Origin of the sequence: Halomonas sp. HL-93 (assembly GCF_900086985.1) — a bacterium.
Lineage (GTDB): Bacteria > Pseudomonadota > Gammaproteobacteria > Pseudomonadales > Halomonadaceae > Vreelandella.
The window spans coordinates 4065695-4078934 of the sequence record NZ_LT593974.1; the positions used below are offsets into that span (position 1 = coordinate 4065695).

General features: G+C 55.9%; 13 protein-coding genes. 4 read left to right on the forward strand and 9 right to left on the reverse strand.

Going from position 1 to position 13240, the window contains the following annotated elements:
* Positions 1–12 precede the first annotated feature (12 nt).
* Complete coding sequence (locus GA0071314_RS18925) at positions 13–231, forward strand: PA3496 family putative envelope integrity protein (protein ID WP_074398238.1); 219 nt, start codon at positions 13–15, stop codon at positions 229–231.
* A gap of 102 nt (positions 232–333) precedes the next feature.
* Here GA0071314_RS18925 and GA0071314_RS18930 read toward each other — a convergent pair whose 3' ends face one another.
* Together GA0071314_RS18930 and GA0071314_RS18935 are read right to left on the reverse strand one after the other, a co-directional pair.
* Positions 334–1677: a sodium-dependent transporter gene (locus tag GA0071314_RS18930; protein ID WP_074398240.1), complete on the reverse strand. Its 1344-nt coding sequence runs from the start codon at positions 1675–1677 to the stop codon at positions 334–336.
* A gap of 159 nt (positions 1678–1836) precedes the next feature.
* Positions 1837–2691, reverse strand: a complete 855-nt coding sequence (locus GA0071314_RS18935) for a DUF72 domain-containing protein (protein ID WP_074398242.1) — start codon at positions 2689–2691, stop codon at positions 1837–1839.
* A gap of 196 nt (positions 2692–2887) precedes the next feature.
* On the opposite strand from GA0071314_RS18935, the gene hglS reads away from it, so the two are divergent.
* On the forward strand, positions 2888–4258 hold the full coding sequence (hglS, locus tag GA0071314_RS18940; RefSeq protein WP_074398244.1) for a 2-oxoadipate dioxygenase/decarboxylase HglS: 1371 nt from the start codon (positions 2888–2890) through the stop codon (positions 4256–4258).
* On the opposite strand, the gene GA0071314_RS18945 is transcribed toward hglS, so the two are convergent.
* Entirely contained in the window at positions 4232–5026 is a 795-nt protein-coding gene (locus GA0071314_RS18945; RefSeq protein ID WP_074398246.1) for an IclR family transcriptional regulator domain-containing protein, read from the reverse strand. The genes hglS and GA0071314_RS18945 overlap by 27 nt on opposite strands.
* A 174-nt stretch (positions 5027–5200) precedes the next feature.
* On the opposite strand from GA0071314_RS18945, the gene aroQ reads away from it, so the two are divergent.
* Positions 5201–5644, forward strand: a complete 444-nt coding sequence (gene aroQ, locus GA0071314_RS18950) for a type II 3-dehydroquinate dehydratase (RefSeq protein WP_074398248.1) — start codon at positions 5201–5203, stop codon at positions 5642–5644.
* Between the two features lie 11 nt (positions 5645–5655).
* On the opposite strand, the gene GA0071314_RS18955 is transcribed toward aroQ, so the two are convergent.
* The 6 genes from GA0071314_RS18955 to GA0071314_RS18980 form a co-directional block, all read right to left on the reverse strand.
* Positions 5656–6606: an AEC family transporter gene (locus tag GA0071314_RS18955; protein WP_074398250.1), complete on the reverse strand. Its 951-nt coding sequence runs from the start codon at positions 6604–6606 to the stop codon at positions 5656–5658.
* 99 nt (positions 6607–6705) lie between these two features.
* Positions 6706–7584, reverse strand: a complete 879-nt coding sequence (locus tag GA0071314_RS18960) for a shikimate dehydrogenase family protein (protein WP_082934301.1) — start codon at positions 7582–7584, stop codon at positions 6706–6708.
* Positions 7581–9464 carry a bifunctional sugar phosphate isomerase/epimerase/4-hydroxyphenylpyruvate dioxygenase family protein gene (locus GA0071314_RS18965; RefSeq protein WP_074398251.1) on the reverse strand — a complete coding sequence of 628 codons (1884 nt, stop codon included), beginning with the start codon at positions 9462–9464 and terminating at the stop codon, positions 7581–7583. The genes GA0071314_RS18960 and GA0071314_RS18965 overlap by 4 nt, the downstream gene beginning before the upstream one ends.
* 28 nt (positions 9465–9492) lie before the next feature.
* Positions 9493–10758 carry a TRAP transporter large permease gene (locus GA0071314_RS18970; protein WP_172822116.1) on the reverse strand — a complete coding sequence of 422 codons (1266 nt, stop codon included), beginning with the start codon at positions 10756–10758 and terminating at the stop codon, positions 9493–9495.
* Positions 10755–11252, reverse strand: coding sequence for a TRAP transporter small permease (locus GA0071314_RS18975; protein WP_074398254.1), 498 nt, complete (start codon positions 11250–11252; stop codon positions 10755–10757). The genes GA0071314_RS18970 and GA0071314_RS18975 overlap by 4 nt, the downstream gene beginning before the upstream one ends.
* 87 nt (positions 11253–11339) lie before the next feature.
* Positions 11340–12347 (reverse strand): DctP family TRAP transporter solute-binding subunit, encoded by a 1008-nt coding sequence (locus GA0071314_RS18980; RefSeq protein WP_074398597.1) that lies wholly within the window; start codon positions 12345–12347, stop codon positions 11340–11342.
* A gap of 205 nt (positions 12348–12552) precedes the next feature.
* On the opposite strand from GA0071314_RS18980, the gene GA0071314_RS18985 reads away from it, so the two are divergent.
* Positions 12553–13236, forward strand: coding sequence for a TetR/AcrR family transcriptional regulator (locus GA0071314_RS18985; RefSeq protein WP_074398256.1), 684 nt, complete (start codon positions 12553–12555; stop codon positions 13234–13236).
* Positions 13237–13240 lie beyond the last annotated feature (4 nt).

Here is a 13240-nt window from a genome sequence, read left to right on the forward strand (position 1 = left end):
GGAACGTCGATCATGCGAAACGTCGAACGCATCACCTCGGTTAAGAGCGAACTGCTCGATATTTTCATGAGTATGGAAGTAGACGAACACGCCCAACGGCGGCGTAGCGCAGCGCAACGTAACCTGCGCGCGCGTCGAGGCATTGAACTACACCGGGAATTTCAAAAACTATCGCAGGATATCGCTCCCTTGCCAGACGAAGATGAACGGCAAGAGAGCGAACTGCACTGAGAAATGTACTAAGCGGCCATGCCTTAAGGGAAGCTAAGCCGTTTTAGAGCATGCTAATTATAGGCGCTTGGCCCTGCTACGCGCAGAGCCAAGCAGACCCTATTAAAGAAAGCCGGTGATGAACACCACGATAACGCCAATCGGTGCGATAAAGCGTGCCACGATGTTCCATACGCTGGTTCCTGTCGCGGATAAGGCAAGCTCTTGCTCGACGCTTTTGCGCTCCAGACACCAGGCGACAAATACTATCGCGCCAAGACCGGTGAGCGGCAGCAGAATCTTCGCCGTAAAGGTATCCAGCAAGTCGAAGATATTCAGCCCAAAGACCAAAAATTCTGACCATAGGTTGAACGACAGCAGTGCCGCGACGCCCAACAGCCAAACGGCAACGCCGCTAACCAGCGTCGCGGTAATACGTGACAGCGATGTGCGCTCTTCCAACATTTCGACGGTTGGTTCCAGCAGCGAAATCGCTGAGGTGAGCGCAGCAAAGGTCAGCAATAGGAAGAACATCAGCCCCAGTATGGCGCCACCGGTCATGCTGCCGAATGCGATAGGTAGCGTGACAAAGATCAATCCCGGGCCTTCGCCAGCGCTTAAGCCGTTGGCAAACACAATCGGGAAAATCGCTAGGCCAGCTAGCAGCGCAATGACGGTATCAATAATAATGACCGTGCGCGCCGTGCTCAGCAGGTTAACGTCTTCGCCGAGGTAGGAGCCGTAGGCCATCATAATACCCATGCCCAGCGAGAGCGTGAAGAATGCCTGGCCCATCGCGGCCAGTACCACGCCGCCATCCAGTGCGCTCCAGTCGGGGCTGAACATAAACGCCAGGGTTTCACCAAAGTGGCCCGTGGTCATGCCGTAACCCACCAGAATCAGCATCAAAATGACCAGTGCCGGCATCAGTGAGCGCACCGCACCCTCCAGCCCTTTGGTCACACCTCGGGCGACAATACCCACCACCAGCACCATAAAGGCGCTGTGCCATAACAGCAGCGTCCCGGGGCTTGCCAGCATGCCGTTGAAGATCTCACCAACGCTGTCGGAATCCTGGCCGCTAAAGGTGCCAATCACCGAGCTCAAGGTATAGTTGAGCGACCAGCCACCAATCACGCTGTAGAACGACAGGATCAAAAAGCCGGCCAGGACGCCGCTAATACCGACCAGCGCCCACCCTTGGGACTTGCCGTTTTTCTTGGCCAGCTCTCGCATACTGTCGATGGGGTTTTTCTGGCCGCGCCGACCGATCATCCACTCAGCGAGCAAAATAGGCACACCGACCAGCGCCACGCAGGCAAGGTATACCAGCACGAACGCGGCACCGCCGCTTTCACCCACCATGTAGGGGAATTTCCAGATATTGCCTAGGCCTACTGCAGAGCCTGCAGCTGCCAGCACAAAGGCCATTTTCGATGACCACTGTGCATGTGCAAGTTTTGCCATACATCACCTGTTAATTAATTGTAATGAGACTGTTGTCGGCGCGTTGCACCGCTATTCGAAAAACCACAGACAGAGGATTGCCTACGTTATTTTTCGAAAGTACGCGCAATTTATCCGATCAGTGCCTTGCATGCCAGTCAGCATCGCTAAAAAGGCAGGCTAAAATAGCTGGCTCTGCTTTTCATTGGCAAACGGGCCAAGCGGTGGTAAAGGCGTAATGTCATGGACGGCGCTATAGAGCATGCGGGCTAACGCGGGGGACTCCCGGTTATCCGCTGTATGCACAAATAAGAAAGGGGTTTTCCCCTGATTTATCCACAGGGAAAGACGTGATTTCCAGGCATTGAAGTAGTCAATGTTAATGGTTTTGTCAATATGGCCAATAAAGCGAATGATAGGATGATCTGCTGTCGAAAGCACGTGTAATGGGAGTTTCGGCTTTTCTTGCTGAGCATGGGCAAGCCCGGGATGGCTATTGGCCGACGTCGAAAACAGCGGGCGGACGTCGAGCATCACGCGGTTGGCTCGATAAGTTATCAACAGGCGGTTAAGGGCTTGCTCAGCCGTTCCCTTGTGGAAAAAAACAGGGTGTCGGACTTCCACGGCGCAGGCTAAATGAGCAGGCCAATCGGCGAGAAGGGCTTCCAGCTGCGGTAACTCATCGGGGCCAAAATCTCGGGGAAGCTGGACCATTGTGGGGCCTAACCGATCGTGAAGCGGGGCTAGGGCGTCTAAAAAGGCCCAGGCCTCTTCTAAGCGCGTTAAGCGCTGATCGTGGGTGACGCTAGCGGGAAGTTTGAAGCAAAAACGAAAATGCGCGGGCGCCTGGCGTGCCCAAGCCGCTACCGTTTCTGGCTTTGGGGCACCGCTATAAAAGGTGGTATTGCCTTCTACGCTGGAAAACACCGCCGCATAATCGCTGAGCAGGTCAGTTTTGGCGTGACGCGGATAGAGCGAGCCCAGCCAATCCGTGTTGGCCCACATGGGCAAGCCGATATAAAGCGGGCACGTCATGGTATTGAGTCTGCCTCAAGGAAAGTGGTCATTAATGTAACAGCCGGGCGCGTGACCTCCCAACGCTGCCGACCGATACCGATGGCATTTTGATGAAGCTAAGGGCGGAAAATATGCAATTGTCGGTGAAACAGGCGCGGTACTATCTTATCAAGCTCATACTTACCCAGTTCTTATTGCTTTCAAGGAGCGCACGATGAGTGCAGCGCACGTCAGCAGCGACGACATTCGCGATCAGTTTTCCAAGGCAATGTCGGCCATGTACCAGCAGGAAGTCCCGCAATACAGTGCCCTGCTGTCATTGGTCGCGTCGGTGAACGAAGAGGTGCTGGCTGCATCCCCGGCGCTGCGTGACACGCTAGTAGCGAACAACGATTTGGCGCGCATTAGCGTTGAGCGTCATGGCGCGATTCGCGTTGGCACAGCTGAGGAACTTTCCATGCTGCGGCGCATGTTCGCGGTGATGGGGATGCAGCCCGTTGGCTATTACGATTTAGCCGCCGCAGGCGTACCGGTACACTCTACGGCGTTTCGACCGGTCGACGATGCGGCGCTTTCGCGCAACCCCTTCCGTGTATTCACTTCTTTGTTGCGCCTGGAACTGATCGACGATCCCGCGCTGCGCGAGCAGGCCAGCAAGATTCTCGATGCCCGCCATATTGTCACCCCGCAGGCGGAAGCCTTGATAGAGCGTTTTGAACGCCAGGGTGGGCTAACCGCTGAACAGGCTGAGCAGTTTGTCCATCAAGCATTGGAAACGTTTCGCTGGCATGAACAGGCCACGGTCGACCTGGCGACCTATCAGCGCTTGCAGCAGGAGCATCGGCTGATTGCTGACGTAGTGTGCTTCAAGGGCCCGCATATCAACCACTTGACGCCGCGTACCCTGGATATCGACGAGGTGCAGCGGCGTATGCCTCAGGTGGGTATTGACCCCAAAGCCATCATCGAAGGGCCTCCACGCCGTCGTTGCCCGATTCTGCTGCGCCAAACCAGCTTCAAGGCGCTGGAAGAGCCGATTTCGTTTGCCGATGCCGCCCAGGGGCATCACACCGCCCGCTTTGGCGAAATCGAGCAGCGCGGCATTGCACTGACGCACAAAGGGCGGGCACTGTATGACCGTTTATTGGGCGACGCAAAAAGCGCGACGGTCGCAGATAACGACACTCACCAGACCCGCTTATCGGCAGTGTTTGAAGCCTTCCCGGATGATGATGCCACCCTGCGCCGCGAGGGCCTGGCTTTTTTCCACTACCACGCCGCGCCCGGCGCCAAGGTGGCCGGCTCTATCGACACAAGCGATGTGGAAGCGTTACTGGAGCAGGGTGCGCTAACGATCTCTCCCATGATTTACGAGGATTTTCTGCCGGTCAGTGCGGCGGGCATTTTCCAGTCGAACCTGGGCGATAAAGGACACAGCGGCTACGCCCGTGACGCCAACCAGCGACAGTTCGAGCAGGCGCTGGGCGTGCCGGTGATCGATGAAGTTGCGCTCTACGCAAAACGCCAGCAGGCATCGCTAGAGCAGGCGCTTGCGCAATTAGCTGGTAATGCTGGTACGAATTAGTCGAGCCTTTTCCTGCAATAGTGGCAGGTGATTATTTAATAGCGTGTCCAAGTCGATTCGGGCGGCGTTGGTGCTGATATTGATCGCGCCTAATAGCTTGCCGTTGGCGTCAAACGCGGGTACTGCCAATGAGCGTAGACCGGGGTCAAGCTCTTGGTCGGCAATGGCATAACCCTGTTGACGGACTTCTAAGATGCATTGTTTGAGCTCGTCTTTATCGGTCACGGTTTTTTCTGTATAGCGAGTGACCTCTAGCCGCGACAGAAAGGCATCAAGTTCGGTTTCGGGGAGTTGGGCGAGCAGTACCCGCCCCATGGACGTGTGCGCTGCTGGTAAGCGAGTACCTATCGAGAGCGTAATACCCATTAGCCGGTGGGGAGCCGCTGAGCGCGCCACGTAGATAACCTCATCGCCATCCAACACAGCTAGCGATGAGGATTCGCCGCTCTCCTGAGTAATGTCTTCCAAGTACTGTTGAATAACACTGCGGTAGTTGTTGGCAGATAAAAAGGCATAGCCGAGTTGCAGCACACGGGGTGCGAGTTCAAAGTAGCGTTGTTGTTTACGTACATAGCCCAATGCATGCAATGTCAGCAAAAAGCGTCGTGCTTTGGCGCGATTCATGCCGGTGCGGGATGCCACCTCGCTAAGCGTCATTCGAGAGTGGCTTTCATCAAATGCTAGAATCACTTCCAAGCCGCTCGCAAGTGCTGTTACGAAGTCGCGGTCATCGGGATCAAGTTTGTCTTCCTGAACCATTGCATCCATGGGTCGGCAGGCCATTTTTTTGGTGATTAAGAACGTACAATGTAACACGCTGTTCGAATAACGAACAAATAGGCTTTTTTGAAATTACATGAAAAATTCATTATTAATAATAAGTTACGATAAAAATACCACTAACCTACATTATGATATGTCGCTAAGAAAGGATATCAGTCAATGAGTCAGCCAAAGGTAACGGTGCTCCATGGTCCCAATCTAAATCTCCTGGGAACACGTCAGCCGGAAATTTACGGTTATGAAACGCTGGAAGATGTTAACAACGCTTTGCGGGAAAAAGCCGTGATTGCTGGGTGGGATATTAACTGCCTGCAAAGCAACCATGAGGGCGAGCTGATTGATGCCATTCACGCCGCGCGTACCGATGGCACCCAGGCGATCATCATCAATCCGGCGGCTTATACTCACACATCGGTGGCCGTTCTCGATGCGCTCAATGCGTTTGAAGGCAAAGTGATTGAGGTACATATCTCTAACGTGCACAAGCGCGAAAGCTTCCGCCACCACTCCTACGTCTCGCTGCGCGCCGACGGCGTGATTGCCGGGTTAGGCACACAGGGCTATCAAGCAGCATTAGAGGCTATTATAAAATCTGCGAACTGAGCCTTGGGTTACTACGTAGTTAGTAATCCTGCTAGCGTCATCCACCAGATAATCAAGCTCAGCGTGAAGAAAGAAGCGACCGTTGCCACCAGCATGGCGGCGGCACTGACGCCGCCCAGCCCATAGCGTTGGCCGAACAACGGATAAATACTGATCATCGGCGCAGCAGCGAAGAGGATGGCACCGGCTTTGTAAACTGGGTCGATGCCGGGCACCAAGCAAAAGGCACTGAAAATCGCCAGCGGGTGAATCAGCAGTTTGCCGATCACAATTTGTCCAACGTCTCTGGCCATGCCTTTGACCTTAAGGCCAAATAGTGCGCCGCCAATCACGAATAGCGCCGCTGGACCTGCGGATTCGGCCAGCATATCGATTGCTTTGTACAGCGGGCCGGGAATGGCTGTGCCAGTCACGGCGATCACAATGCCAGTCAATAAACCCACCAGCACGGGGTTTTTCGCCAGGCTGAGAGCCGTCTGCTTAACTGTCTTCCAAACGCTCGCCCCTTGTTGGGTGGCCATTTCGGCAAGTATCAGAGCGGTGGGGATAATAATTAGCGTTTCAATCACCATGTTAAGGGCCAACAGCACCGCTGCTGGGGAACCAATCACCATGGCCGCCACTGGGTAGCCTACAAAACCGCTATTGGCGGCGGCCATTCCCAGTGCCTGCATTGCGCTTGCGTTAAGCGATAATTGCTGGCGCTTAATGCCAAGCCACAGCCCTCCAGCGAACACCACCAGCGAGCCAAGCCCGTAAGCCACCAGATAATTCAGCTTAAAAATGTCTTCTAACGGTTGCTGGGTTAATGCGCGAATCACCAGCGCGGGTAGCGCGCAGTAAAGCACAAAAACCCCCACGCCCTGCATTTGGTCATGCTGGATAATGCCGCTCCATCTTGCCAGATACCCTGTGCCAATCAGTAGGAAAATCGGCGTGGTAATGGCAAGAATGGCGAGCATAGTGGTCTCTTTAGCGTACTAAGAATGGGGTGTTCGAATAACGAATGATCGCACGTGACTTTGCCAGAATTTCACGATAAGAGATTCATGGTCAAAGTTTTATGGCACGTTGCTAGCTTTTGGGGTAACGAGCTGTTCGAAATAGTGGGTACGTAGCGGTATGACATGCGGGTCAATCTGCTCAGCATCGATAGACTCAGCGGTAAAAAAGCGAAACGCATCCACACCTTGAAACACGAACAGATCAACCCCCGACAGCGTTTTAGCACCGGCTTGGTAAGCGGCATTTAACAGTTCGGTATGAGCCGGAATGTACACCGCATCAAACACCCAGTGCTGAGCACCCAAGCCGGCGGTGTCGATGGGGCAGCCGGGGTGATTGATATGGCCGATAGGCGAGCAGTTGACCACGCCCTGCCAATTGGGCAGCTCTTGCTGCGCCTGCTCTGGGGTAACGCAATCGGCGGTAATGCCCATGCTGTTAAGGTCACGACTAAGGCTTTGTGCTCGTTTGCTGTCGCGCTCAAGAATGTGGATACAGCTGACAGCGAGTTCGCCCAGGGCGCATGCCACCGCGCGGCCCACGCCTCCGGCACCAATCAATAGCACATCGCCTGCGGGTTGGTTGCCAAAGGAGTAGCGGTAGGCACTGATAAAGCCGGTGTAATCGGTATTTTCAGCACGCAGGCCGTGTTCATCGAACAGCAGCGTGTTGGCGGTGCCTACCCGGCGCACTCCTTCACCGCGGATATCGGCCAGCTGTGCGGCTTTCTCTTTAAAGGGGAAGGTAACATTGGTGCCACGGTAGCCCTCGGCACGCAGCGTTTGTATCGCGCTTCGAAAATCGAAATCCTCAACGCCCCGGCTATCCACTAAATCGTAGCGCACCGGCACACCCAACGAAGCGCCCAGCCGTTCGTGCAAATCGGGAGATTGCGATTTGGCAATGCCTTCGCCTACCAGCCCAAGTTTGATCATGCGTGGCTACCTCCCGTGTCTTGGTCAATGTTCTGAGCGTTTTCGTCAATGGCCGCTTCCAGGCGCTGCTGCGCGGTGACGCGCACAAAGGCATTAGGCGCGCCCAGCCCTTGGTAACCTTCACGCTGCACTAGCTCGAAGAAGAACGTTTGGCGGCCGGGTTGCGTATACAGCTGGTGGAAGTCGCCGCCGCTATCCTGATCAAAAAGGATGTGGTGCTCCTGCATCCATGCTTGAGTTTGCGCTGGGAGGTCGAAGCGTGCGGCCAGGTCGCGGTAGTAGTTGCCGGGAATCGGCAGCACCGGCGTGCCCGCCTGCTTTAGTGCTGCGCTGGTGTCGCGCATCGAGGCTGTTCGCAGGGCGACGTGGTGAATGCCCGAGCCGCCGTACTGGCGCACAAAACGGTTGCTGGCGGTATCCGGCGAGGCACTGGCGTTAAGCGCCAGCCGAAAGCGGCCGTTATAGTTTTGCAGTACCTGGCTTTGGATCAGCCCGCGTGGGTCGGTTACATCGAAGGAGGGCGTCGGCTCCAGCTGGAAAATAGCGCGGTACTGCAGCATCAGCGAGAGATAGTCGTGGTAGGAGAGGGCCACGCTGATATGGTCGATATCCACCAGTGCCCCTTGGGGGACGGGCTGCACATCGACAGGGAATTCACGATCCCATGTGCGGCTAAGTTGTGAGTCGTCAATGATGTAGGAGAGGCTGCCATCCACATTGCGCAGGGCGCTCATGCGGTGGCTGGCACCGACGTCTTCTGGCTCGACAATATCGTAGCCCAGCTTGTCTGCACGCTTAAACGCTTCATAAGCGTTGCCCACACGCAGGCCGATTGCGGTGACAGCGGTGGCGTCGCGACCCGGCACACGGCCGGTGAAGCTCGCCTCGGTGTTAAGCACCAGATTAACGTCGCCCGCGGCCCAGCGTTCGGCATTCAGCGTGTGGTGGCGCCCCACGCAAGCCATGCCCAGGGCGCTGAGCAACTCGCGTAGCGGGGCTAGATCGTCAGGCTCAACGGCGATTTCGAGAAAGGCGACCGACTCAATTGGCTGCGGCACAGGGATGCCGCTGTCGACCTGCATGCTGCGCAGCAAATGGTAGGAACGCAAACCGTCACGTGCGGTTTGGTCGCTGTGCCCCATGCGGAACACATCGTTGAAGATTTCATGGGACAGCGGGCCGTCGTAACGTGTCTCGTCCAGCATGGCCATGAACTTATCCATCTGCAGCTCACCCTGGCCGGGGAAGCAGCGGTAGTGGCGGCTCCACGACAGGTGATCCATGGAAAGACGCGGCGCATCGGCGGTCTGAACCAGAAATATGCGATCCCCGGGAATGCGGCCAACGGTGCCCAGTTCCGTCTGGCGCGAGAAGATATGGAAGGTATCCAGCACAAGACCGACATTGGGGTGGGCGGCGCGGCGCACCACTTCCCAGCTGTCCCGGTAGTCGTGAATATGGCGGCCCCAGGCCAGCGCCTCATAGGCCACACGCAGGTTACGCCGGGCGGCACGCTCGCCTAACTCATAGAAATCATCGGCGGCGCGGCTTAAGCCTGGCAGCGAATCAGGATGAACGGTACTACACGCCATCAATAGATCCGTGCCGAGCTCTTCCATCAGGTCAAACTTGTGTTCGGCGCGGTCGAACGCTGTCTGGCGTGCGCGTCCCTGCAGGCCTTCAAAGTCGCGAAACGGCTGCAGGGTGACCAGCTTGAGACCACGGGCGCGAATCAACGCGCCAGCCTCGCGCGGCGTGCCGGGGAACGCCGTTAGGTCATTTTCAAACAGCTCAAGCCCTTCAAAGCCAGCCTGAGCGATGGCCTCTACCTTCTCTTCCAGTGAGCCGCTTAGGCAAACCGTGGCAATGGACGAGTACATGGCATCACGCTCCTATCATTGGTTGACATCAGTAACCCGCCAGGCGCGGTAGGAAGGTCACCAGCTCAGGCACGAAGGTAATCAGCAGCAGGATTAAAAACTGCACACCCAGCATCGGCAGAATGCGGCGGATAATGGGCCCCATCCCCACGCCGGAGACCGAGTCGGCGACAAACAGGCAGAGCCCCATCGGCGGTGTGATTAGCCCCATCATCAGGTTGAAGATCACCACGATGCCGAAGTGAAGAGGGTCGATGCCCAGTGCCATGGCGATGGGGTGCAGAATCGGCACCAGTACCAAAATAGCCGCGATGCCTTCCAAGAACAGCCCAACCACCAGCAACAGCAAAATGACAGCAATCAGGAAGGCCCACTGGGTGTCGATGCTCATCATTGCCCACTCAGTGAGCATGTTGGGCACGCGCTCGAAGGTTAGAACCCAGTTGGCTGCGGCGACCGCACCCATGATGACCATAATGACCGCGCTATCGCGCATGGCGCGGGCGAAAATGCCCGGCAGGTTAACCAGTTTGATATTGCGGTAGAGCACCACACCGAGAAGCAGCGCGTAGACCACGGCAAAGGCGGCTGCTTCGGTGGGCGTGACGATACCGATGAGAATCGCCCCGACCACAAATACCGGCATCAGCGCTGGCAAAAGGCCGTGGAGCAATGCGCGGCGACGTGATTGCTGCTTAAATTGCGTCGCCCCCAGATCGCCGGCAAAAAAGTAAACGTAAATGGAAAGCCCTAGCGCCAGAAGGAGCCCCGGCACGATACCGGCTAAAAACAGCCCCGGTACCGACACACCAGAGACCGTGAGCGCGTAGATAATCACCGGGATACTGGGTGGAATAATTGGGCCAATCACCGATGAGGCAGCGGTGAGGGCGGCAGAAAAATCGCGCGGATAGCCTTCTTTTTCCATCGCCGGGACGAACACCCGCCCTAGCGCGGAGGTGTCGGCAATCGCTGAACCTGAAAGCCCGGCAAAAATCACCGACGCCCAGATATTCACGTGTGCCAGCCCGGCTTTCAGGCGGCCGACGATCGCCGTGGCCAGGTTAATAATACGGTGCGTAATACCCGCTTCGTTCATCAGCTCGCCGGCCAAAATGAACAGCGGTATCGCCAGTAGCGGGAAGGATTCCATCCCACCGAAAAACTGCTGCGAGACGATTCGAATGTGGTAGGGCAAATCGCCGGTACTCATCAGCACGGTAAGCGTGCCGATAATAGCGAACGCAAACGGCACGCCCAGTAATATGAGGGCTAAAAGCAGTACAAAAATCATGATGATGCCTCCTGACCGTCGTGGTCGGTCAGGCGACGACCAGCCATGACCAGCGCAGAAAGGCTAAGCAGCCCGCCGCCAATCAGCATTGACGCCTGAAATAGCCACATCGGCATGCCCGTGCTTGAGGAGGTGCGCCCACCACGGGAGGCGATAAATTCAACCGCCGACACCATCAGGCCTATGCCGATCACCAGCACCGCCAGATCGACAGCAACAGCCTGCCAGCGTACCCAGCTCGGCGGTAGCAGGCGGCGAATAAGGTCAAACCCGATGTGTTTGTCCTGTAGGTACGCCCAAGACATGCCAAACATCAGACCGTAAATCATCAGGTAGATGGCGGTGTCTTCGCCCCAGGTAATGGAGCCGCCATAGGTATAGCGTGCAAAGGCATTGCCCGCGACCAACAGGAAAATCAGCACCATGGCAAGTCCTGCCAAGCTGCCATTGAACAAGATCAGGCCACGATGTATTCGGGCGAGAAGATGAGACATAAAAGCACCTTCTATCGTTTGTCAGGCAAGCATAGATGCGAGTGGGCGTATAAGGCCCACTCGCAAAGCACTTGAATCAGGCGAGGGTTAGAAACGCTCGGAGGCCTCTTCCACAGAGGAAGATAGACGCTCAATCCACTCGGCATCATCACCAAGCTCATCGCGCAGGTAGCCCTGCACCGGAGGCTGGGCGGCTTCGCGGAAGGCTTCCATTTGCTCGGCGTTGGGCTGGGTCACTTCCATGCCCTCTTCTTCCAGCTTGGCGATGCCCTCGGCCGAGTTGAACTGCTGGACTGCACGGCCGGTGGTGCCCGCAACGACAGCGGCGCGCTTCACCGCGGCTTGTTCTTCTTCGGAGAGCGACTGGAAGAGTTCATCACTGATCAGAATATGATCGACGCCATAAACGTGGCGGTCTAGCGTGAGGTAATCTTGAAACTCATAAAAATTGTTGCCGTAAATGACCGAAATGGGGTTTTCTTGGCCATCCACTACGCCAGTAGAGAGCGCCGTTGGTACCTCACCCCAGGAGATGCCCTGCGGCTCAGCCCCAAGGCCCTTTATCATTTCTTCGTAAAGAGGAATGGTTTGCACGCGAAACTTCAGGCCTTCCATATCCTCCGGTGAATTGATCGGGCGAACGGAGTTGGTGAAGTGGCGAAAGCCGGTTTCGCCGTAGGCTAGCGTGCGCAAGCCAGTTTCTTCTAAGCAATGCTCGGCCAGGGAAGTGCCGAACTCGCCGTCCATCACTTCCCACGCCACCGGCGCTGACGGGAAGGTGTAAGGAATATCGGTGACGGCGACCGCAGGGCAGAAATTGGCATAGGCACCGGAAACCATTGCGATACTGATAGTGCCATCCTGCGCGCCTTCGATAAGCTCGGTTTCATCGCCTAATGAGCCAGCCGGGTATAGCTCTATCTCTAGATCCGTTTCGGCTTCTACCAAGTTTTTGAATACCTGGGCGGCCGCACCTTTTTTCGAGGTGGTCCAGTCATCGGGATCAACGTGGGCAAAGCGTAGCGTCTGGGCAGAGGCATTCGCCGCGGCAATCAGCGTGGCGGCAGCCACGGCAGCCGTTAGTGTGTGTTTCATAGATGTTTGTTTTAGTGCAAATAGCGGATGCAGAGACATTGTTATTGTCCTCTTGTCGGGCCGTTGTATGGGGTGAAAAAGCCTTAAAACAGTGGCGTGCTTGGCCTTTCCATGTTGTCCCAATTAACAATGTACGAAATGGTACGTTCAGTCAAGCTGTGACATACTAGACAAAAGATGACCATGACAACAAAAGGCACGCTCTATGACAGCCACTTCGACCAAGGCCAGCCCCCCTTCCGCGCAGCAACGGCGTAAAAATAACCCCGAATCCGTGCGCGCCGATATCCTGGCGGTGGCCACCCGCGAATTCTCAGAAAAGGGCCTCTCAGGGGCGCGGATCGATGAAATCGCCGAGAAAACCCGCGCTTCCAAGCGCATGATTTATTACTATTTTAATGATAAGGAAACGCTCTACCTTCATACGCTTGAAGCTGCCTACCAGAAAGTGCGTCTGCAGGAGGCGGAGCTAGATCTTGACCACTTAGCCCCGCTTGAGGCGCTAAGTCGACTAGTTCGGTTTACCTTTTGCCACCACGCCAAAAACCCCGATTTCATTCGTCTGGTAATGATCGAAAATATTCATCATGGCCGCTTTTTGGCGCAGTCAGAGTTGATTCAATCGCTCAATGCAGGGGTAATTGATGTGCTCACTAGCGTGTACCTCCGTGGCGTCGAGGAAGGGTGTTTTCGCGAAGGGCTAGACCCGCGGGAGCTGCATTGGCTGATTAGTGCGCTGTCATTTTTTAATGTCTCAAACCAGCATACCTTTTCGCGTATTTTTGATTGGCAGCAGGCCGCGCCGGAAAATCAACAAAAGTTAGAAGAACACGTGACTGATATGGTGCTGCGCTACGTGCGCGCTGACGAGACACTGCCTCACTCGTGAGCAC

Coding starts and splice junctions, on each gene's coding strand:
- GA0071314_RS18925 (WP_074398238.1), top strand. CDS start 13: ATGCGAAACGTCGAACGCATCACCTCGGTTAAGAGCGAACTGCTCGAT.
- GA0071314_RS18930 (WP_074398240.1), bottom strand. CDS start 1,677: ATGGCAAAACTTGCACATGCACAGTGGTCATCGAAAATGGCCTTTGTG.
- GA0071314_RS18935 (WP_074398242.1), bottom strand. CDS start 2,691: ATGACGTGCCCGCTTTATATCGGCTTGCCCATGTGGGCCAACACGGAT.
- hglS (WP_074398244.1), top strand. CDS start 2,888: ATGAGTGCAGCGCACGTCAGCAGCGACGACATTCGCGATCAGTTTTCC.
- GA0071314_RS18945 (WP_074398246.1), bottom strand. CDS start 5,026: ATGGATGCAATGGTTCAGGAAGACAAACTTGATCCCGATGACCGCGAC.
- aroQ (WP_074398248.1), top strand. CDS start 5,201: ATGAGTCAGCCAAAGGTAACGGTGCTCCATGGTCCCAATCTAAATCTC.
- GA0071314_RS18955 (WP_074398250.1), bottom strand. CDS start 6,606: ATGCTCGCCATTCTTGCCATTACCACGCCGATTTTCCTACTGATTGGC.
- GA0071314_RS18960 (WP_082934301.1), bottom strand. CDS start 7,584: ATGATCAAACTTGGGCTGGTAGGCGAAGGCATTGCCAAATCGCAATCT.
- GA0071314_RS18965 (WP_074398251.1), bottom strand. CDS start 9,464: ATGTACTCGTCCATTGCCACGGTTTGCCTAAGCGGCTCACTGGAAGAG.
- GA0071314_RS18970 (WP_172822116.1), bottom strand. CDS start 10,758: ATGATTTTTGTACTGCTTTTAGCCCTCATATTACTGGGCGTGCCGTTT.
- GA0071314_RS18975 (WP_074398254.1), bottom strand. CDS start 11,252: ATGTCTCATCTTCTCGCCCGAATACATCGTGGCCTGATCTTGTTCAAT.
- GA0071314_RS18980 (WP_074398597.1), bottom strand. CDS start 12,347: ATGAAACACACACTAACGGCTGCCGTGGCTGCCGCCACGCTGATTGCC.
- GA0071314_RS18985 (WP_074398256.1), top strand. CDS start 12,553: ATGACAGCCACTTCGACCAAGGCCAGCCCCCCTTCCGCGCAGCAACGG.